Origin of the sequence: Streptomyces sp. NPDC048277 (assembly GCF_040652235.1) — a bacterium.
Taxonomy (GTDB): Bacteria; Actinomycetota; Actinomycetes; order Streptomycetales; family Streptomycetaceae; genus Streptomyces.
In genome coordinates this window covers 95051-115277 of sequence record NZ_JBEZLQ010000015.1, presented here as the reverse complement: position 1 = coordinate 115277, position 20227 = coordinate 95051, and the positions used below count along the sequence as shown (strand labels likewise).

Annotated in this window: 17 protein-coding genes and 1 pseudogene; 5 read left to right on the top strand and 13 right to left on the bottom strand. The window is 69.9% G+C overall.

The window, feature by feature from the left end:
- Positions 1-54: 54 nt before the first annotated feature.
- Positions 55-1209, bottom strand: coding sequence for a WD40 repeat domain-containing protein (locus AB0D85_RS30235; protein WP_362327351.1), 1155 nt, complete (start codon positions 1207-1209; stop codon positions 55-57).
- Between the two features lie 142 nt (positions 1210-1351).
- Positions 1352-1633: pseudogene (locus tag AB0D85_RS30230) on the bottom strand (CU044_2847 family protein); the annotation flags it as partial.
- Between the two features lie 221 nt (positions 1634-1854).
- Between AB0D85_RS30230 and AB0D85_RS30225 the strand changes: the two are divergent.
- Positions 1855-2640, top strand: a complete 786-nt coding sequence (locus AB0D85_RS30225) for an SURF1 family protein (protein ID WP_362327006.1) — start codon at positions 1855-1857, stop codon at positions 2638-2640.
- 23 nt (positions 2641-2663) lie between these two features.
- Here AB0D85_RS30225 and AB0D85_RS30220 read toward each other — a convergent pair whose 3' ends face one another.
- The 4 genes from AB0D85_RS30220 to AB0D85_RS30205 all read right to left on the bottom strand — a co-directional run bounded on the left by AB0D85_RS30220 (position 2664) and on the right by AB0D85_RS30205 (position 7410).
- The gene (locus AB0D85_RS30220; protein WP_362327003.1) at positions 2664-3746 is read right to left on the bottom strand and encodes a hypothetical protein; all 1083 of its coding nucleotides are present in this window, start codon (positions 3744-3746) and stop codon (positions 2664-2666) included.
- Positions 3747-3904: 158 nt separating this feature from the next.
- Entirely contained in the window at positions 3905-4579 is a 675-nt protein-coding gene (locus tag AB0D85_RS30215) for a SigE family RNA polymerase sigma factor (RefSeq protein WP_362327000.1), read from the bottom strand.
- Between the two features lie 483 nt (positions 4580-5062).
- Entirely contained in the window at positions 5063-6142 is a 1080-nt protein-coding gene (locus AB0D85_RS30210; protein ID WP_362326996.1) for an aspartate-semialdehyde dehydrogenase, read from the bottom strand.
- Positions 6139-7410, bottom strand: a complete 1272-nt coding sequence (locus AB0D85_RS30205) for an aspartate kinase (protein ID WP_362326993.1) — start codon at positions 7408-7410, stop codon at positions 6139-6141. Before AB0D85_RS30205 ends, AB0D85_RS30210 begins: the two co-directional genes overlap by 4 nt.
- A 227-nt stretch (positions 7411-7637) precedes the next feature.
- Here AB0D85_RS30205 and AB0D85_RS30200 point away from each other — a divergent pair, with 227 nt between their 5' ends.
- Together AB0D85_RS30200 and AB0D85_RS30195 are read left to right on the top strand one after the other, a co-directional pair.
- Positions 7638-8327: a response regulator transcription factor gene (locus AB0D85_RS30200; protein WP_362326990.1), complete on the top strand. Its 690-nt coding sequence runs from the start codon at positions 7638-7640 to the stop codon at positions 8325-8327.
- Positions 8324-9676, top strand: a complete 1353-nt coding sequence (locus AB0D85_RS30195) for a HAMP domain-containing sensor histidine kinase (protein ID WP_362326987.1) — start codon at positions 8324-8326, stop codon at positions 9674-9676. The genes AB0D85_RS30200 and AB0D85_RS30195 overlap by 4 nt, the downstream gene beginning before the upstream one ends.
- Here AB0D85_RS30195 and AB0D85_RS30190 read toward each other — a convergent pair.
- Both AB0D85_RS30190 and AB0D85_RS30185 read right to left on the bottom strand, forming a co-directional pair.
- The gene (locus tag AB0D85_RS30190) at positions 9642-10166 is read right to left on the bottom strand and encodes an SgcJ/EcaC family oxidoreductase (protein WP_362326984.1); all 525 of its coding nucleotides are present in this window, start codon (positions 10164-10166) and stop codon (positions 9642-9644) included. The two genes, AB0D85_RS30195 and AB0D85_RS30190, sit on opposite strands and share 35 nt — an antisense overlap.
- A gap of 92 nt (positions 10167-10258) precedes the next feature.
- A complete protein-coding gene (locus AB0D85_RS30185; RefSeq protein WP_362326981.1) occupies positions 10259-10426 on the bottom strand; it encodes a hypothetical protein in 168 nt (55 codons plus the stop codon).
- 112 nt (positions 10427-10538) lie between these two features.
- Here AB0D85_RS30185 and AB0D85_RS30180 point away from each other — a divergent pair, with 112 nt between their 5' ends.
- Positions 10539-11258, top strand: coding sequence for a sulfite exporter TauE/SafE family protein (locus tag AB0D85_RS30180; protein WP_362326978.1), 720 nt, complete (start codon positions 10539-10541; stop codon positions 11256-11258).
- A 21-nt stretch (positions 11259-11279) separates the two neighbouring features.
- On the opposite strand, the gene AB0D85_RS30175 is transcribed toward AB0D85_RS30180, so the two are convergent.
- From AB0D85_RS30175 to AB0D85_RS30155, 5 genes are all read right to left on the bottom strand, one after another.
- The gene (locus AB0D85_RS30175; protein ID WP_362326975.1) at positions 11280-11669 is read right to left on the bottom strand and encodes a hypothetical protein; all 390 of its coding nucleotides are present in this window, start codon (positions 11667-11669) and stop codon (positions 11280-11282) included.
- Positions 11666-11941: a hypothetical protein gene (locus AB0D85_RS30170; protein WP_362326972.1), complete on the bottom strand. Its 276-nt coding sequence runs from the start codon at positions 11939-11941 to the stop codon at positions 11666-11668. Before AB0D85_RS30170 ends, AB0D85_RS30175 begins: the two co-directional genes overlap by 4 nt.
- A 72-nt stretch (positions 11942-12013) precedes the next feature.
- Positions 12014-13090 carry a hypothetical protein gene (locus tag AB0D85_RS30165; RefSeq protein ID WP_362326969.1) on the bottom strand — a complete coding sequence of 359 codons (1077 nt, stop codon included), beginning with the start codon at positions 13088-13090 and terminating at the stop codon, positions 12014-12016.
- Between the two features lie 300 nt (positions 13091-13390).
- The gene (locus tag AB0D85_RS30160; RefSeq protein ID WP_362326966.1) at positions 13391-14140 is read right to left on the bottom strand and encodes a DUF397 domain-containing protein; all 750 of its coding nucleotides are present in this window, start codon (positions 14138-14140) and stop codon (positions 13391-13393) included.
- 150 nt (positions 14141-14290) lie between these two features.
- Positions 14291-14848, bottom strand: coding sequence for a VOC family protein (locus AB0D85_RS30155; RefSeq protein WP_362326963.1), 558 nt, complete (start codon positions 14846-14848; stop codon positions 14291-14293).
- A gap of 655 nt (positions 14849-15503) precedes the next feature.
- Here AB0D85_RS30155 and AB0D85_RS30150 point away from each other — a divergent pair.
- Complete coding sequence (locus AB0D85_RS30150) at positions 15504-20219, top strand: RICIN domain-containing protein (protein ID WP_362327329.1); 4716 nt, start codon at positions 15504-15506, stop codon at positions 20217-20219.
- The last annotated feature ends 8 nt before the right edge of the window (positions 20220-20227 follow it).

Sequence of the window (20227 nt, the reverse complement as noted above, 5' to 3'; positions counted from 1 at the left end):
GGGACAGCCCCCCGGTGCGGACCGTTGCCGGTGCGGCGCGACCTGCCGGGCGGGTTACGGGCACGGAGTGCGATAAGGCGTGTTCGGTGCGTACTTGCTCCACTGCGCACGGGTGATGGACCTGCCGGTGTGTGAGCAGAGGGCCTCGGCGACCTTGGACGGGGCGGTGTCGTAGAAAAGGAATCCCTCGGAGGTGGCCACGGTGAGCCTGGAGCCGTGCGGGGAGAACGTCATCCAGTCGACGAGCCCCGGGATCTGGAGGGTCGCCTTGAGTACGGGCACGGCGAGGTCGCTGATGTCCCACAACTGGACCGTGCCGGTGCCCCCCTCCACGGACCAGTCGGCCATGAGGTGGTCGTGCCGGTCGAGTTCGACGCCGGCGGTGTTCTGAAGCGTTCGGACGGTGGCACCCTCGCGTGGGTGCGCGGGCTCGCGGAGGTCCCACAGGGTCACCGTGTTGTTCCCGGGATCGGTGGCGGCCAGCAGGCGGCCGTCCTCACTCATGTTCAGCGCCTGGCCGACGGACCGCTGTCGCGAGGACGAGGAACGCACCTTGCCGGCGGAGACTTCGAACAGATGAAGAGCGTTACCGGCGCTGTACTGCGCCTGCGGGTTGGTCGAGTCGGCCACGACGCTGCCGGCGTCGACGAAGGCGTTCGAATTGGCTCCGGCGAGTCGTGTGGTGTCGCCGCGGACCGGATGCGCCGGATCGCTGATGTCCCACCAGTCGATACCGGTCGCTGTGGCGATCCAGGCGGTACGGCCGTCGCCGAGGATGCCGGTCCAGGCGGTCGTGGGGTCGGGGACGGGGATCGAGCCGACCTCGGCTGTCTTGAGCGCAGGAGTGACATGCCACAGGTGCAGCCTGCCGTCGGTGCCCTGGACCGCGACCAGTCCGTGGTCGGGGTCCGCGTCGACGCCCGTACCAACAGTGGCCCCCATTCCCCAGATGGTCGTGGAAAGGAGGCCTGAGGTGGTCAGGGCCGCGGCCTTCGTCGGGTGGCGCACATCGTGCAGGTTCCACAGCCGCACGCTTCCGTCGTGCGCGATGGTCAACAGGGCGGTCCGGCTGAGGAACCGGACCCCCTGCACCTTGGCGGACAGCCCGATCGTGGCGACGCGTGCGGGACCGCCGGGCGCGGCGAGATCCCAGATGCCGAGGTCCGACGGGGACGCGGAGTCCTGCCGCGTGGCGACGCCCGCCGCCATCAGCTGACGAGGGGACAGCGCTGTCGTCGCCGGCCTGCGAAGCGGTGACTGCGGCTGCCCCGTCGGACGAGGCGGGTCTGTGCCAGGCGAGGGTGACCTTGAAATTGGCCTGGCCGGTCGTACGCGAGATCACCACGTCGGCTTCCGCGGACAGCGAGAGCCCGAACTCGACACCTATCTCGTCCGGGCCATCGGCCATGTCGCGGAAGCTGGCGACGAAATTCTGCGCGACCGGCCGGATCCCGGCCAGCATCTCGTTCAAGGACCGGGACGCACGCGCCACGACCTGGCCGGGCCGGGCGACATCGACGAGTCCGTCGCCCGTCTCCTCGACCTCGACCTTGATCGTGTCCGATCCCTCCGCCTGCGCGGATCCTGCCGCCGCGCCGGTGCCGGACACGGGCAACTCGACCAAGTACGCCATGCCTCCCCCTTCGCGGCACACGCCACGTGAGTCACGCACCCTACGGCCTCCCCCTTCCACGGCACGCCCGGGCCGAACCCTCCCGCCTCGGTTCGCGACGGGAGGTGGAGTGGTGTCAGGTGTGGTCGACGACGATCTGCCCGAGAGCAGCCGGACAGCCTGTGGACAACTTTGCGAGGCCCCGAGTCAGACCTGTACAAGACGCCCCGTACCGTGGAAGCGTGTACCGCTTCCTGCTGACACCCCGCTGGTGGGGCATCAACGTCTTCGTGCTGCTCGCCATCCCGTTCTGCATCTTCATGGGGTCCTGGCAGCTGAGCCGCTTCGAGGCGCGGGTGCAGGCCCACCACACCGCCGACGAACAGGTGCGGACGGCCAAGAAGGAAGCGGCCCGGCCGCTCGCCGACCTGCTCCCCGTCGACCAGTCGACCTCGGGCAAGCGGGCCACCGTCAGCGGGCGGTACGGCACGCAGCTGCTGGTGCCGGACCGTCAGCTCGACGGCAGGAACGGCTTCTACGTACTAACCCTGCTGCGCACCGACTCCGGCCGGGCCCTGCCCGTCGTGCGCGGCTGGCTGCCCGGCAGGGCCGACGCGGCGAAGGCGCCCGCCGCGCCCGCCGGCGAGGTCACCGTCACCGGTGCGCTGCAGGCCTCCGAGACGCCGGGGGACAACGGCGTCAGCGCCGCGGGCGGGCTGCCGTCGGGGCAGACGGCGGCGATCAGCGCGGGCTCGCTGGTGAACCTGGTGCCGTACAAGGTGTACGACGCCTGGATCACCCTCGACAAGGCCGACTCGGGGATGACGGCCGTGCCGGCGACCGCGCCGGACAACTCGGGGCTCGATCTGAAGGCGTTCCAGAACCTCGGCTACACCGGCGAGTGGTTCGTGTTCGCCGGGTTCGTGGTGTTCATGTGGTTCCGGCTGCTGCGCCGCGAGGTGGAGTTCGCGCGCGACGCGGCGCTGGGGATCGTGCCGGAGGAAGAGCCCGTCACCGTCCGGGGCTGAGTCTGACCGTCCGGGGCTGAGCGTCAGACGGACGGCGCCAGTACCCCGGTCCAGTAGACCGCCCCGGCGCACGCGTTCGTCACCGTCACGGAACCGGTCGGGGACCCGGCCTCCGGGGTGTACGAGACCGCGATGCTGCCGTCGGCCGTACCGTCCTCGGGAAGCAGCTGGGTCGTGGTGCCGTCCGTGCCGGAGCTCGTCGTACCCGTGCTGGTGCTCGCGTCCTCGGAGGGGCTCGGGGAGGCCGTGGTGCCGCCGGTGTCGGTGGAGCCGGTGCTGGATCCGGTGGTCGGGCAGGTCGAAGACGGGACGAAGCCGAACTTCTCCTCGTAGGCCGCGCCGGGTGCCAGGACCAGGCCGGTGAGTTCGGTCGTCGGGTCGGGGAGCCCGGCCGCCGCGTCGCCCGAGGCGTGCCGGACGGCGCTGATCTTGGTGGAGTCGGCCGCGCCCTGCGCGAGGAGGCTGACGCTGCCGGGGCCGCCGACGGTACAGCTCGTCTTCGACACGTTCACCACGTGGAAGGTGCCGTAGACGACGCCCGTCGAGTCGGGGGCGCCGACCGTGGAGGTCGGGGTGGAGAGCTGGTCCGAGGTGCAGACCGGGGCCGTGGTGCCGGCGCTGGCCGAGGGGACGACCTTGGTGCCGGTGCCGGCTCCGGTGCTCTCGTTCTTGCCGCTGCCCTTGGTGCCGCCCGGGCTCTGGTCTGGGGCCTGGCCGCTGGAGCCGCCCGCGGTGCTGGCGCCGCCGTCCGGGTTCTTGCCGCCGGTGGCGCCGCCCTGGGCCTGGGAGGCCTGGCCGGCCATGGAGGTGTTGGGGTCGGAGCCGCCGGAGTTCGAGACGTGCACGAGGGCGGGGACCGCGGTGCCGATGAACAGCGCGGCGGCCGCCATGCCGACGGCGGCCTGGCGCTTGCGGGCACGGCGGGCGGGCACCGCGCGGCGCAGATGGTCCAGGGAGCCGTCCCGCGGTGCGAGGTCGTCGACCGCGGAGTGCAGCAGCCGGCGCAGTGCCAGCTCGTCCGCCTCGAACCCGTCAGGGCCGGGGCGGAGCCCGTCGAAGCCCTGTCCGGGCTCCTCGGGGCCCTTTTCGTCGGGGCCGTGGTTCACAGTTCCGTTCCCAGCGTGCGATTGCGTGTGCTCTTGCTCGTGGTCCCGCGTCGGCTCCCCCGAACCGTGCGGACCGTGTGGCGGGCCGTCCCCCATCGGCTCGTGCCAAGCGTAGGGCTCGTGGCGATCATGTGAGTCGCCTCCCTCGGGGCTGTCCGTCATACCGCCGACTCCATGGCCACCCGCAGTGCCGCGATGCCGCGCGAGCCGTACGCCTTCACCGAGCCCAGCGAGATGCCGAGCGTCTCGGCGACCTGGGCCTCGGTCATGTCGGCGAAGTAGCGCAGCACGAGGACCTCGCGCTGGCGGCGCTGCAGGCCCTTCATCGCCTTGATGAGGTCGCGTCGCTCCAGCTGGTCGTAGGCGCCCTCCTCGGCGCTCGCCATGTCGGGCATCGGCTTGGAGAGGAGCTTGAGGCCGAGGATGCGGCGGCGCAGCGCGGAGCGGGAGAGGTTGACGACCGTCTGGCGCAGGTAGGCCAGGGTCTTCTCCGGGTCACGGACGCGTTTGCGGGCGGAGTGGACGCGGATGAACGCCTCCTGGACGACGTCCTCGCAGGAGGCCGTGTCGTCGAGGAGGAGGGCGGCGAGGCCGAGGAGGGAGCGGTAGTGCGCCCGGTAGGTCTCCGTCAGGTGGTCGACGGTGGTACCGGCCGCCGCCGTGTCCTCGGCGCCGTCACGCTGGCTGGGTATGCGGGTGGGCCGCGCTGCGGGCATGGGCGCGATCACCGGCATGCCGCCGGGCGCGCCGGGCATGCGGGGTCGCAGGCCGGCGCGGGGCGGCCGTAGGGCCGTCGCGCCGCGGGGCGCACTGAGTTCGAGTACCTCTGCCACGCCAGTTGGACACGTTCACCCCCGTCGGGGTTGTACGTGCCGGGCATCACTTTTGCGTCAGCTGTGCCGGGCGGGTTCGGGCCAGCTCCGCCGGGCGGCCCGGCCGGTACGGCGGACACCGTTCTGTCCGCGTCCGGCAGCCCGCCCGACGGTGCCTCACATACCGTCATGCATCCCGCTCTTCCCGCTCTTCCCCTGTGTCCCATATGAACGGGCGTCCCCACGCCCCGATCACGGCGTCCCCACGCCAGGATCATGCGTCCCCGCAGCCCGAAGGCCCGGCCACGTAAGCGCCCCGTAAGAGGGCGATCGCAAAGACGCTCCCCGCCGCCCGCTTGGTTGCGGAGGACGGGGAGGAAAATCTTCGAACGCCGAGGGGTCGGGATTCAAGAGGTCAGGACCATGCTCATGGCCACATTTCTTACGCAGATCCCACCTGTGGGCCCGCTCCCACCGCACACGTTTACCGTGGTCACCGGCTGTTCACGCAAACTCCGCCATACCTGAACGGCCGGTCAGTTCCGCCGCCACCAGCTCGGCGATCTGCGCGGTGTTCAATGCTGCGCCTTTGCGCAGATTGTCCCCGCACACGAACAGTTCGAGCGCGGTCGGGTCGTCGAGCGCCCGCCGCACCCGCCCGACCCAGGTCGGATCGGTGCCGACCACGTCGGCGGGGGTCGGGAACTCCCCGGCGGCCGGATTGTCGAAGAGGACGACACCCGGGGCCGTGTCCAGGATCTCCCGGGCCCCGTCGACCGTGACCTCGCCCTGGAACCGGGCGTGCACGGTCAGCGAGTGCGTGGTGACCACCGGGACCCGGACGCAGGTCACCGCGACCGGCAGCTTCGGCAGCCCGAGGATCTTGCGGGACTCGTCCCGCACCTTCATCTCCTCCGACGACCAGCCGTCCTCCCGCAGCGATCCGGCCCACGGTACGACGTTGAGCGCGACCGGCTCCGGGAACGGCCCGGTGTGCTCCCCGACGGCCCGCCGTACGTCGCCGGGCTTGGTCCCCAGCTCGGTACCGGCGACCAGGGACAGCTGGGCCCGCAGCGTCTCCACGCCGGCCCGTCCGGCCCCGCTCACCGCCTGGTACGACGACACCACCAGCTCGCGCAGCCCGAACTCGGCGTGCAGCGCGCCCAGGGCGACGATCATCGACAGGGTGGTGCAGTTGGGGTTGGCGACGATCCCGCGCGGCCGGTTGCGGGCGCAGTGCGGATTGACCTCGGGGACCACCAGGGGCACCTCGGGGTCCATCCGGAAGGCCCCGGAGTTGTCCACCACGACGACGCCCCCGGCCGCGGCGACCGGCGCCCAGCGCGCGGACACCTCGTCGGGCACGTCGAACATCGCGACGTCGATCCCGTCGAAGGCCTCCTCCGACAGGGCGACGACCTCGATCTCCTCCCCGCGCACGGTCAGCTTGCGGCCGGCCGAGCGCGCGGAGGCGATCAGGCGGATCTCGCCCCAGACGTCCGCCCGCTGGGACAGGATCTGGAGCATCACCGTGCCGACGGCCCCGGTCGCACCCACGACCGCGAGCGCCGGCTTCCCGGTCATCGGCCGGTGCCTCCGTAGACGACTGCCTCGTCGGAGTCGGAGTCCAGCCCGAAGGCGGTGTGCACGGCGCGCACGGCCTCCGGCACGTCGTCGGCGCGCGTGACGACCGAGATGCGGATCTCGGAGGTCGAGATCAGCTCGATGTTCACGCCCGCGTCGGACAGCGCCTCGAAGAAGGAGGCCGTGACGCCCGGGTTGGTCTTCATCCCCGCGCCGACCAGCGAGATCTTCCCGATCTGGTCGTCGTAGCGCAGCGAGTCGAAGCCGATGCCCGACCGGTTGCGCTCCAGCGCGTCGATGGCCTTGCGGCCCTCGGTCTTCGGGAGCGTGAAGGAGATGTCCGTGAGGCCGGTGGCCGCGGCGGACACGTTCTGCACGACCATGTCGATATTGACCGCGGCGTCGGCGATGGTCCGGAAGATGGCGGCGGCCTCACCCGGCTTGTCCGGCACACCGACGACCGTGATCTTGGCCTCGGAGGTGTCGTGCGCGACACCGGAGATGATGGCCTGCTCCACCTTCTTGTCCCCAATCGGCTTGCTGCTGACCCACGTGCCCTGCAGTCCGCTGAAGCTGGACCGTACGTGGATCGGGATGTTGTAGCGGCGGGCGTACTCCACACAGCGGTGGAGCAGCACCTTGGAACCGGAGGCGGCGAGCTCCAGCATGTCCTCGAAGGAGATCCAGTCGATCTTCCGCGCCTTCTTCACCACGCGCGGGTCGGCGGTGAACACACCGTCGACGTCGGTGTAGATCTCGCAGACCTCGGCGTCGAGCGCGGCGGCCAGCGCCACGGCCGTCGTGTCGGACCCACCGCGACCCAGCGTGGTGATGTCCTTCTTGTCCGCGCTGACGCCCTGGAACCCCGCCACGATGGCGATGTTGCCCTCGTCCAGCGCCGTCCGGATCCGCCCCGGCGTGACGTCGATGATCCGGGCTTTGTTGTGGACCGAGTCGGTGATGACGCCTGCCTGGCTGCCGGTGAACGACTGGGCCTCGTGGCCCAGGTTTTTGATCGCCATGGCCAGCAGTGCCATGGAGATACGCTCTCCGGCGGTCAGCAGCATGTCGAACTCACGCCCGGCAGGCATCGGGGATACCTGCTCGGCGAGATCGATCAGCTCGTCCGTCGTGTCGCCCATCGCGGAAACGACGACAACCACCTGGTTGCCGTTCTTCTTCGCTTCCACGATTCGCTTGGCGACGCGCTTGATGCCCTCGGCATCGGCAACGGAGGAGCCTCCGTACTTCTGCACGACAAGGCCCACGTGCGCTCCTCGCTCGGTCTGTTATGTCGGCTCAGTTTAACGAGCGTCCGAATTCCACCAGCCTGCTCCCGCATGGTGAGACGTCGTGGTGGGTGATCCGGCCGCTCGCTTCCGCACCGGAACCTGCCCAGCGCACGCCACACCACGCGGAAAAGTGCCCTGGCTCACAGTGACGGCCGCGAGCCGGGACGGCTGTGAATTAAGTTTCAAGAATTAAGGTACGGGGCGTGCGCGTACTTCTGGTGGAAGACGACGAGCCGGTGGCGGAATCCCTCCGACGCGGCCTGAGGCGGTACGGCTTCGAGGTCGAATGGGTCACCACGGGCGCCGCCGCGCTCGCCCACGCCGGCCCCTACGACGTCGTACTCCTCGACCTCGGCCTGCCCGACACCGACGGCCTCGACATCTGCAAGGCGCTCCGCGGGCGCGCCTCGGGCGGCGATGTGCCGATCATCGTGATCAGCGCGCGCAGCGACGAGACGGACCGGGTGGTCGGCCTGGAGCTGGGCGCGGACGACTACGTCTCCAAGCCGTTCGGGGTGCGCGAGGTGATCGCCCGGATAAGGGCGGTGATGCGCCGCGCCCAGCCGCGTGCCCAGGCGGACACCGGCCCCGACCGCTACGGCACCCGCCTGACCGTCGACCGCAAGGCCGCCCGCGTCCACCTGGACGGCGCGGAGGTGGCGCTGGCCCCCAAGGAGTACGACCTGCTGGCCTTCCTCACCGAGGAGCCGGGCGCGCTGATGTCGCGCGAGCAGATCATGGAGGCCGTCTGGGACGCGAACTGGTTCGGCCCGACCAAGACCCTGGACGTGCATGTGGCGGCCCTGCGCCGCAAGCTGGCCGGCGCGATCACCATCGAGGCCGTCCGGGGCGTCGGCTTCCGCCTGGAGGTGGCACCGGGGGACCCCTCGTGAACCGCCAGCTCATCCGCAGCTACATCCTGCTCGTGGCGGTGGCCATCCTCCTCTTCACCGTCCCGGTCGCCTTCACCCTCACCAAGCAGCTGCGCGACGACACGGAACTCTCCGTCCTGCGCGAGGCCAAGACGATGGCGCTGCTGCTGGGCGGCACCGACGGCGTCTCGTGCGAGGCCCTGACCGAGGTGGCCAGGGCGTACGACCGTGAGACCCCCGGCACGGTCCAGGTGGCCCCCGGCGGCAGCTGCGCCCCGGACCTGCCGAGGCCCGCCGCCGACCGGGCGCTCACCCGCGCGGCGCGGGACAACGCCCCGACGACCGACTGGGGCTCGGACTTCATCTGGGGCGAGCATCTGACGGTCACCGTCCCCGCCGAGGGGAACGCGGCCGTACGGATCGTCTACTCGACGTCCGACATGACGACCCGGTTCTGGCAGATCTGGGGCTTCCGGGCCGGCCTCGCCGTACTCGTCCTCGCGGCGGCCGCGGCGATCGGCGCGGTCGCCGCCCGCCGGATCACCCGCCCCCTGCGCGAACTCAACTCCATGGCGAGCAAGTTCAGCGACGGCGACCTGACCGCCCGGTCCCCGGTGACCGGCCCGGCGGAGACCCAGACCCTGGCCCGCACCCTCAACCAGGGCGCGGAACGCCTCGACACGCTCGTCGCCTCGCAGCGCATCTTCGTGGCGGACGCCTCCCACCAACTGCGCACCCCGCTCACGGCGTTGCGCCTGTCCCTGGACAACATCGCGGACGGAGTCGACGACGAGTTCGTCCGCGAGGACGTGGAACAGGCGACGGCGGAAGTGGTCCGGATGAGCCGCCTGGTGAACGGCCTGCTGGTGCTGGCGCGCGCGGAGGCGAAGGTGACGGCGCCGGAGCCGTTGCCGCTGCTGGACATCGTGGACGAGCGCCTCTCGCTGTGGAGACCGGCCGCCGACGAGCGCGGAGTCCACATCGCGCTCAGGGGAATCGCCGACGGCCGGCCGTCTGTGCTGGCCAGCCCCGGTCATCTGGACCAGGTGCTGGACAACGTCCTGTCGAACGCCCTGGAGGTGTCACCGGACGGCGCGACGATCACGGTGGGCGTCGAGACGACGGCCGACGACGTGATCCTGTCCGTCCTGGACGAGGGCCCGGGCATGACGGACGCGGAGAAGTCCCGCGCGTTCGACCGCTTCTGGCGCGGCCGGGGCCTGACCGGCCGCTCGGGCTCGGGCCTGGGCCTGGCCGTCGTACGCCAGTTGCTGACGGACGACGGCGGCACGGTCACCCTGCGGGACGCGCCCGGCGGCGGCCTCTGCGTGTCGATCAGCCTTCGGGCATCGCCGAGGAGTGGTGGTTGACGATCAGCCACGTGCCGCCGCGCTTCTCGTACTCGTAGGTGTACCGCGCCTCGACGACCCTCTTGGCGCCGGTCTTCGGGTCGGTGAGCGTGAACTGGTAGATGCCGGTGTCGATGGCCGAGTTGCCGTCGAGGACGTTCACGATGGTCGTCTTCTTCTTGCCCACCGGCTTGTTCTGCAGGAAGTGCTCGAAGTAGTCGACGATCTGGGCGTGGTCGGTCCGGATCTTGTTGCTGACGGTCGGCAGCAGGACGGCGTCCTTGGCGTAGAGGCCGGCGACCTTCTCCGGGTCGCCGGTCTGAAGGGCCGCGTTCCAGGTGTTGAACAGGGCCGCGATCTGCGCCTTGGTGGGCTTGTGCGCGGGCTTGTCGCTGCCGGCCTGGCTGACTCCGACGCTCACCGTGGCGGCGGTGACGAGGGCGGTGGCGGTGACGACGGCGGCGCGTATACGGGTCTTACGGGTACGGGCCTCACGGGCTGTGTGGGTCATGACCCAAGACTCTCTTTCCGCTGGTTAACGCCCGTGCAGCCGACGTACAGCGGGGATGCAGGGCTGATCCAATTCGCGTTTCCCGGCCGCTCTCAGCCGCGCAGCAGGCTGACTCCGGCACCGAGGGACACGACCCCCATCCCGACGGCGGTCAGCACACCCTGCGCACCGTCGACGACGAAGGGCGCGACGGCGGCGACGACGAGATTGAAGAGGAAGAGGAACCAGAGGACGGGACGGGAGGAGAGCAGGGCTTTCATGGCGGAAGTCCTCGCTGTGTGGTTGGTTGACCTGGCGAGATCAACGATTCCGTCTCCCGGGGACGGCAACGAGGGAGCGCGCTGCCGGACCGTTGGTGTAGGCAGGTACACCATGACCCCGCTGATCCTTCTCACCGGCATCGTCCTGCTCGGCGCGAGCGTGCAGTGGCTGACCGGCATGGGCTTCGCGCTGGTCGCCGTACCGGCCCTGATCCTGCTCCTCGGCCCCGCCGAGGGTGTCTCACTCGCCAACTGCGCGGCGGGCGCGATCAGTGTGGTGGGCCTGGCGGGCGGCTGGCGCCGGGTCCGCCCGGCGGCGATGGTCCCTCTGTGCGCGGCGGCGGCCTGCACGGTCCCGGCGGGCACCTGGCTGACCCGTCAACTCCCCGCGCCCTTGCTGCTTCTGACGATGGGCGGCCTGGTGACGGCGGCGGTGCTCCTGGTCATGCGGGGCGCCCGGGTCCCCGTACTCCGCGGCCGTGCGGGCGCGTTGACGGCGGGCGCGGTCGGCGGCTTCATGAACTCGGCGGCGGGCGTGGGCGGCCCGCCGATCTCCCTCTACGCGCTCAACGCGGGCTGGACGGTACGGGAGTTCGTCCCCAACGCACAGTTCTACGGCGTGGTCGTCAACGCGTTCTCGGTGACGGCGAACGGGGTGCCGGGGCTGAGCACGGCGGAGTGGACGGCGGTGGCCGGCGCGATGGCGGCGGGCGGCCTGATCGGCAGAGCGACAGGCGACCGCCTCCCCGAACACCACGCCCGCCGCCTGGTCCTCCTCCTGGCCCTGACGGGCGGGATCACGGCGGTGGCGAAGGGGCTGTGGACGCTGTGACCTCCGGGGGCTCCGGGAGCTTCACGGCCGCTCGACGACGATGCGCTTACGACCCGCACAATCGACCAGGGCGCGGATATCCCCCAGGTCGTCGGTGAAGATCGGCGCTTCGTCGTAGGTGATGGCAGTGAGGACGACACTGGCGTCGATGACGTCGGACGTCTTGTTCTTCTGGCAGAGCACCGCCGCCGCCTTCGCCAGGGCTTCGGTGAACGGCATCACCTCACAGCCGTGGAGTACGCGGTGGAGAGCGGCTGCCTTCGCACGCGAGTCCCATCCCTGTGCGAGAACCCCCGCCGGGACGACGGGGATCTTCCCCCTGCTCAGCATCTTGTAGTGCTGGTTCAGAAACGCCTGATCGTTCTTGGCGGCGGCGATCAACGCGCCAGTGTCGTAGACGATGTGGCTCACGCGCTCCGGCGCTCCTCTCGCGTCTCTCCGAAGAGGGCGTCGATCCGTGCGTCGGCTTCTGCCATCTCCTCGGGCGTCGGCCATCCGTGCTCTTCGAAGTGCTCCTCCATGGCCCGCATCCCCTCACGGATGATGCGGCGCTTGTCGAGGTACTGCTCCAGTGCCCGGCTGACCACCGCCGAGATCTGCTCGTCCTCGGCCTCTGCGTACTGCCGCAGTGCCTCGCCGAGATCGGCGTTGAGACTCACGCTGAACTTCACCTTCTCCGCCATATTACGAATGTAATCCGTGGGCTCCTCCGGGGCCACCGGCACACGGAGGCCCGCGCGCCGCCGCCCTTCGTGTCACCGCCGTCCCCAGTTCGAGCGCCTCGGCGGGAGCCCGTTCGCGATGCGGTCACGGTTGTCGCGGAAGTGGTAGAAGACCTGGTCCTCGATGGGCACGGGGCGGAACGTGTCGGGTACGGGCCCGCCCGTCCGGCGCTCCAGCTTCTCCTTGAGGAAGTGCGCGGACGCGATGCCGGGGCAGGCGATCTCCTCGATCACCTTCACGGGGTCCGTTTGGAGTTCCTCGTCGCCCGCCTCGTCCTGCGCGAACTCCTTGCGGCACTCCTCGCAGATACCCCGGTCGATCTTCACCGTCCGTTCGTCCTGGTCACAGGTCGCGCAGGCCATGATCACGCGGGTGACGCGGCCGCGCAGGGGACGGCTCGGGGCCTCCGTGGCGTCTTCCTTCGTGGGTGGCATCTTCGTCTCCAGTCGCCTGCGGGCGAGTCCGCCCGGGTTGGTGACCGTGGGCGGCAGCCCGTCGGTCAGGGCACGGGTGATGTCGTTCGGTGTCGCGCCACGGGACAGCCACTCCGCGGCGAGGGATTCGAGGGACCGGCAGTCGGTTTCCGAGAGCGGCATACGAGGGTCGGCTCCGCGCAGTCCGGCGAGGGTGCGGTACGCGGCGCTGGGCTGTTCGGGTTCCGGCGCCTCCGCTGTCGCCTGCGCTTCCTGGTCCGGCGCCGTGTCCCGGGGCTCTTCGCCGGTTCGGGCCAGGCCCGACTGGTGGTCCTGGGTAACGTCCCGGCCCTTGCGCTCCCGCGCGAAGTTCGCCCACCACTCGGGCGACCTGGGTGTACGCGACCAGTAGGTCCGCGTCACCCAGCGCATCGAGTTGTCCTCAAGGGTGATGTGTTCCTTGATCCAACGCAGATGGCCGGCCTCGGTGAGCCGGTTCAGCGACGTCCGCGTGGCCTGCTGGCCGTAACGGGGGTGTTCCGCGGCGATCGCCTTGTAGCCCATCGCATGACGGTCTTCGAGGTGGTCGACGTAGACGGCGAACTCGCGGTCACGGGGGCTCAGGTGTGCGAAGTCCGGGTCCGCGTGCGGGTCTTCGTCACCCGTGGAGCGCTTCCCGTAACCCGTTTTGGCCATGGGGTGCTGCGGGGACGGCAGGGCAGGGCTAGGGTAAGTGCAAGCCACGATCGAGCCTCAGTTTCGATCCGTAGGTCCAGGCCCCGGAGCCGGTGTTCCAGCACCGACCGGGGCCGATCTATTTGCCGCGAACCTAGAGGCCCTTTACGTTCCGGCGCAAGCCGATCACGGAACGTCACTCTTTCGAGGTAGGCGGCTTCAACTCACCCGCAGACTTGGTTGGTTGGGTTGGTTTTCACCCATCCCAAAACCCAGAAAACCAATGGAGGAGCTCGAAGCCCGAGGCTCGGAGCCCGGGGCTCAAGCTCCGGGCTGAACTGCGGAGATGAACGCCACCCAGGCGGGCGCGGCCACGCGCAACTCGGGGCCCGCGGGCGCCTTGGAGTCCCGGATGCGGACGGCGGCGGAGAGGGCGACTTCGACGCAGGCGCCGCCCTCGTTGTCGCTGTAGCTGGACTTGAACCACTTGAGTCGCTCGGTCACGCGGCTGACAACCCCCGGATCGGACGAAAGCTGACTGGCGAACGGGCCTTCCGTGAAGGCGAATCGCTCGTGGTCACGGGTCTCCAGAAGCATCATCGGCCCCATGAGCGCGTTACTGAAGGCCCGTTCGAAGGGAAGCCCCTGCACCACGACGTTCCGCAACCGGGCCACCTCCAGCAGGCGGCGCAGTTGCTCACCGTCCACCAACGGGCTGCGCAGCGCGGCCTCGTAGAGAACGAAGCTCAGGCCGACCGGAGGCTTCCGCTCGGTGAGGACGGCCCGTCGGTCCATGCGGGCGACGATCCGCTCCTCCACCGTCTCCTCGTCCAGGGGCAGGATCCGATTGTCGATGAGCGCCCGTGCGTACCCCTGCGTCTGCAACAGTCCAGGGACGAGCGAGACTTCGTACCACCAGATACTGGTCGCCTCCCGCTCCCGCTCGATGTAGTCCTGCGCCCAAGCCGAGTACCGCTCCCGATCCAGGAACTGCTTCGCCGCGCTCAACATCCCTTGTGCGTCGCACAATTCGTCCGCCACGTCCAGCACGCGCGAGGTCGGTCTGCGCACCCCGCGCTCCATCGAGGCGATGGTCTCCGGGGAGTAGTTGGCGGCCGAGGCCAGCTTCTCCCGGGTGACATCCGTAACGCCAGGCAGCGGGCGGCTGGTTGTTGCTCTCGCCGGACACTGCAACCACATCCGCTACTGACTGTAGCTAAGTCATACGACACTGTGACCGGTAACGGCGGGATTGACCTGTACGGGCGCACTACTGCGGCCCTCACGTCGGCCGCTGAGTTCCGCGTCGAGAGTCTTCTGGGCCACGCGCATGGCCTCCACATACCGGGGCTCCTGCAACCGGCTCCACATCTCCTCCTCGGAGACGTCCTCGACATGGGCGACCACCCACCAGATGTTGCCGAAGGGGTCCTTGACGCGTCCGCCGCGCTGCCCGAAGGCGTGGTCGGCGGGGGCGGTGACGACCTGGCCGCCGGCCGCGACGGCGCGCGCGAACGTGTCGTCCGCGTCGGCGACGAACACGCGCAGCAAGCTGGGCATGACGGGCCAGTCCGCGCTCCGGTCGAAGGCCAGGACGACGGTGTCGCCGATCCGGATCTCGGCGTGTCCGATCGCACCGGCCTCGGTGGCCACCCGCCCCAACTCCTCACCCCCGAACACCTGGGTGACGAAGTCCAGGAACGCCCCGGTGTCGTCGGTGACGACCCAGGGCGCGACCGTGGTGTATCCGTCCGGTGCTGCACTGTTCCGCTCGGGCATCGCGGTCTCCTCGGTGGTGTCGGAATGTCACCGACGACCGTAGGGGCCGATTAGGACAGAGGCTGCCCTACTTGGAGGAGGACCCCACCGATCCCCCACACCTCTCGCACGCAGGTACAACACAGAGCCCTCACAACCACCCTTGGAATTTGCACACCTCTCCGTGAGCGGTTTCAGGCCATTCCCCCCGTCACCCCCACTCGAAAACGCTTGCCCCTCGGGGGCGCCGTACGCCTACCATGACCTGCGCTTGACCGGCGCATGACCATCTGACAGGCGTGTGCCTGTCGGCGACCGGGGGGACTGAGTCGCCGCATCAGGGGGACGTCGCCATGCCGCGCGCCCGTCTGGTCCGATCCGCGGCTTCCTTCCCCTCTTACAGGGGGATACGTACTTGCGCTCCAGACCACCGAGATCCCTGCGGCCCGGACTGCCGGGACGCCTCAGACTCGGCCCGCCCGCAAAGCGGAAACGCTCCGTCACGACCACAACCGCCCGGCTTCTCCCGCCCGTTCTCGCCGTCTCGCTCGTCGCCGGCATCGCCGTCGGCTCGGGCCCGCTTCCATCCGCCCTGCGGGACGCCGCCCCGGCCGCCGACTCGTACCCCTGGTACCAGGACACCACCGCCGAGCAACTCCGGCAGGACCAGTGCCTGATGGCCGATGTCCTGCGGCTGGGCGGCACGTCCATGGCCGCAACCGCGCAGGACGGTCTGAACAAGACCCCGGAGCAACTGCACGTCCTCGCCGACCGGGAGCACTGGGAGAACACCGCTCTCTCCACGGCCTACGACAAGGACAAGGCCCAGGCGAAACAGGACCTGGACGCCGTCAACTCCCTCCAGGACACCTGGAAGAAGCCCCTGGAAGGGCTGAACACCCCGGCCGGCTTCACCGATGCCGACTTCCACTGGCCACCCGGTACCGCAGGCGACGGCAAGCAGAGCTTCTACGACCAGACCGGTCTGACCCAGTGGATCTCCGACCGGTTCTGGAAGAGCGAGGAGGATTTCTACAAGGACTCCACCCCACTGGCAGACGACGCCACCCTCAAGGCCGTCGACGCCCTGGGCTCCCCGCTCTACGGCAAGGACCCGGACCCGGGGCTGCCGAGGGACGAATGGAACCGCGCGCTCACCGAACGGGACGCGTTCGCGTGGATGCACCAGATGTCGGGGAAGAACGCGGGCACGGACGACGCCCGGATCTTCCTCGCGTCCGGCGGGTTCCCGCGTACCGCTCCGCAGCCGGACAGCGCCGAGTTCCGTATCGCGGTCGAGGACCTGAAGTCCCGGTTCGCCTCCTGCGCCTGGCGCGACCCGCTCGACCCCGACAGGGCCCTCGACGACGTCACCTCCACCGCGGCTGCCGAATGGCAGCAGGAGGTCGCCTCCCAGGCCACCCGGCGCGACCAGATCCTGACCGCGAACAAGGACGCCGTCACCGCACTCACCACGGGTTCCAAGGCTCTCGGCGATCTCCTGGGCCAGTCCTGGATCGCCGACCGGCTCGCCCGCTGGCAGGACTACTGGTCGGCCGGCGGGCTCGGCACGGTCGGTGACGCACCGACCGTGATCGAGGTGCACGCCGCGCAGGGCAAGTGCCTGGACGTCGAGGGCGGCAAGAAGGACAACGGCACGCCCGTCCAGCTCTACACCTGCAACAGCTCGGCCGCGCAGCAGTGGCAGATCCTGATCGGCGCCACAGGACTTCACCTGATGAACGTGAACTCCCAGAAATGCATGGACGTGTCGAACAACGACTCGGCCAACGGCACAAAGATCCAGATCTGGACCTGCAACAGCTCGCCCGCGCAGACCTGGGAGTTCAACCTCCGGGCCACCACGGCCCTGAAGAACACCGGCACCGGCAAGTGCCTGGACCTGCACGAATACACCAACGGCTACAACTCCTGGCTCTACACCTGCAACGGCACCGGCCCGCAGCAGTTCGACGTCAAACCGTCCGCCCACACCGGCACGGTGCCGCCGGCCGCGCAGTTCACCAAGGCCAAAGCGGGTGTCACCGCCGCACAGGCAGCGGCAAAGAAGCAGCTCGCGGCCCTGAAGACGCAGCTCACGGCCGCGCAGAAGGCGGCCACCGCCTCGGACACCGCCGAGCAGGCGGCCTACACCATCGCGGACACGAACGGCGCGCCGCGGGGCCGCGGTCTGCTGGTCGGCCAGCAGAAGGCACAGGTCACCAAGGGCGCGGTCGCCGCGCTCACCGCGATGGTGAAGGCCGGTGAAACCGCCGAGGCCGCGACCCGCGCCTCCGCCGCCGACAGCCAGACCATCGCACAGCGTGCGCTGGCACAGGCCGCGCAGGCCAAAGCCGAGTTCCGCAAGGAGGCCGCGCAGAAGGCCGAATTGCAGGCAAAGGCCGCGGCCGACGCGGCGAAGGTGCACCGCGACAACGCCAAGGCGGACAAGGAGACCGCCGAAGCGAAGCTCACCGTGGCCCTCAATGCCGAAGGTGACGCCAAGGCGGCCGCCGCCACCGCGCACGCCAGACGGCTGGACGCGGAGGCCGAGGAGAAGACGGCCAAGGCGGAGAAGGCGACCGCGGCGGCCAAGCAGGCAGAGGCCGCCGAGCACAAGAAGAACGCCGAAACCCAGGCAACAGCCGCGAAGGACGCCCAGGGCAAGGCGGAGGCCGCCGGGAAGACCGCCGAGAGCAGACGCGACGACGCGGTCGCGGCCCGCGACAAAGCCAAGGCCGAGCGGGACGACGCCTGGGACGCCAAACAGAAGGCCGACGCCGCCCGCGCCAAAGCGGACGCGAAGGACGCCTACGCCGACTCGCTCGACTCCGGGGACGCGGCCGACGCCGCCCGCGCTGCCGCGAACGAGGCTGACCGGCACGCGGACGACGCGGAAACGGCGGCCACCAAGGCCCGCTCCGAGGCCGACGCGGCAACACAGGCCGCCGCCGATGCCGATGCCGCGGCCACCCGCGCCGAGGCCGCCGCCAAGCGCGCCCGCTCCGACGCGGACGCCGCCCAGGCGGCCAAGGCGAAGGCGGACGCAGCGGTGAAGACCGCGACCAGCGCGGCCGCCGACGCCATCCAGGCCGCAGCACACGCCGCAGGCGAGGCGAAGACGGCCGTCAAGCTGGCCGACGAGGCCGAGCAGCACGCCAAGGACGCCAAGTCCCAGGCGAACGAGGCGCAGAAGGAGGCCGCCAAAGCCCTCGCCGCCGCGGCGAAGGCCACCGGCTTCGCCTATGTCACCGCGCAGGCGGCCGTGGACGCGGCCAACTCCGCCGAGCAGGTCGCCAAGCCCGCCAACGACGCGATCCAGCTGGGCTCCCCGTACCTCACGACCGACTCGGCCGCGAGCCTGGTCGTGCTGTCCGGGCAAGCCTCGAAGACGATCGCCGAGCAGCAGAAGGCGGTCGCCGCGGCACACGCCAAGAACGCGGCAGAGGAGGCCGCCGCCGCCAAAGCCATCGCCGACCAGGCGGCGGGCGACGCCAAGGAGGCCTACCAGCACGCGGCCAACGCCGCAGGCTACGCCTCCGACGCCCGCAGCTACGCGGGCGAGGCCCTCGGATACGCGGCCGACGCCGCGGAAGCAGCCTCCAAAGCCTCGGCCTCCCTGGCCCGCACGATCGAGTACGACCGCCAGGCCACCGAGGACGCCACCGCCGCCGACACGTCGGCAGACCGCGCCGAAAGCTACGCCCAGGACGCCCGGACCTCAGCCGATCAGGCCGCCCTCGACGCGGACGCGGCCCGCACCGCAGCCGCCGAAGCCGAACAGGCCGCCAAGAACGCCCGCACGGCAGCCGACCGCGCCGACGCCGCCGCGACCGAAGCAGAACAGGCCGCCAAGGACGCCGACAAGTACGCAAAGGAGGCACAAGAAGCGGCGGACCAGGCCGAACAGGAGGAAGCCAACAAGCAGGTGTCCACGGGTGCCGGTACGGGCTCCGGCGGTGTCTTCTACGTCATCGACGAAGAAAAATCGGAGATCCTCTCCGGTAAGCAGACGAAGGACTGCGCGCTCACCGTCCAAGGCTGCGATGTCGCGTACAAGGTCAACGCCAAGCTGGTCGTCGACTTCTACCTGTGCGCCGACGACAGCGCCCTCGCCACCGCTGCCGGCTGCCCGAAAGCGGCGTGGCAGTGGCTCGACCGTAAGACGGTGACGGCCGAGAACGTCGCCTGGGAGCACCACTTCACCGCTGGTGAGATCACCCGCCTGGGCTGGCAGAACCTCTTCGGCGACATTCTCGGCAGCGTCCTGTACGACGTGATCCTCGGGGATGCCGTCAAGTGCTTCCACGGGTCGGCGACGGCGTGCGCCTGGACCGCCGCCATGTTCGTCCCGCTCGAGAAACCGCTGGCCGCGCTCGCCGACGCGGTCAAGGCGGTGGATGCCTCCCTGCGTACCGGCATCGGAGTCGCCGACGCGCTGAAGGCGCTGCGCGCGCTGGACGTCGATGCAGGGGCGTTGGCGGGGATCGAGCGGTCGGCGAACCTCTTCGAGGAGATGCGGACCGCCTGCCTGACCAACAGCTTCCCCGGCACCACCGAGGTGCTCATGGCGGACGGCTCGCACCGGCCCATCAGCCAGGTGGGCGTGGGGGACCTGGTCAAGGCCATGGACCCGGCCACCGGCCGGTTGCGCACCCGGCAGGTCACCGACACCTTCGAACACGACACCCAGCGGCTGGTGGACATCACCGTTGCCGACGGGGGAAGGCTGACCAGTACAGCCGGCCACAGATTCTACGTGGCGGGGCGTGGGTGGACGCTGGTGTCCGAGCTGCACGTCGGTGACCGCCTGCGCACCCCGGACGGCTCCCTCCGCCCGGTGACCGCCCTCCTCGACCGCTCGGGCCTGACTCCGCGTGCGGTCTACGACCTCACGGTCGACGACCTGCACACGTTCTTCGTGCTGGCGGGCGCCACGCCGGTCCTTGTCCACAATTGCAAGGTGGCGTTGGGGTGGCAGAACGGCGGGAAGCTCGATGAGTGGGCCGGGCTGCCCGGGAACAAGTTCACCACCTTCTCCAACGTGTCCCCGAGGGACTTCGCACGTATTGCGGAAATGGCCATCGCCGACCCGAGCGTGACGCTGCACATCAACATGACGGGACTGGCCAACGAGGGAACCTTCCTGGATGCTGCCCAGCGTGGCCTGACGGCCGGTGAGGCCGGAGCTGCCACGGACTACGAGATGTCCATGATCGCGAGGGCACTCGCCAATGGCCAACGCACGTGGAGCTCGATCAAGTTCTACTCCCCCTCGGGTCCAGAAGGAGCCATGGTGCTGGATGCCCCGACAGCTATGCCGGATCTGTCGGTCCTGAAGGGAGACCTTCGCCCCGTGAAGGGTTCGGTCATCGGTTACTGCCACTGCTGAGGAGTCGG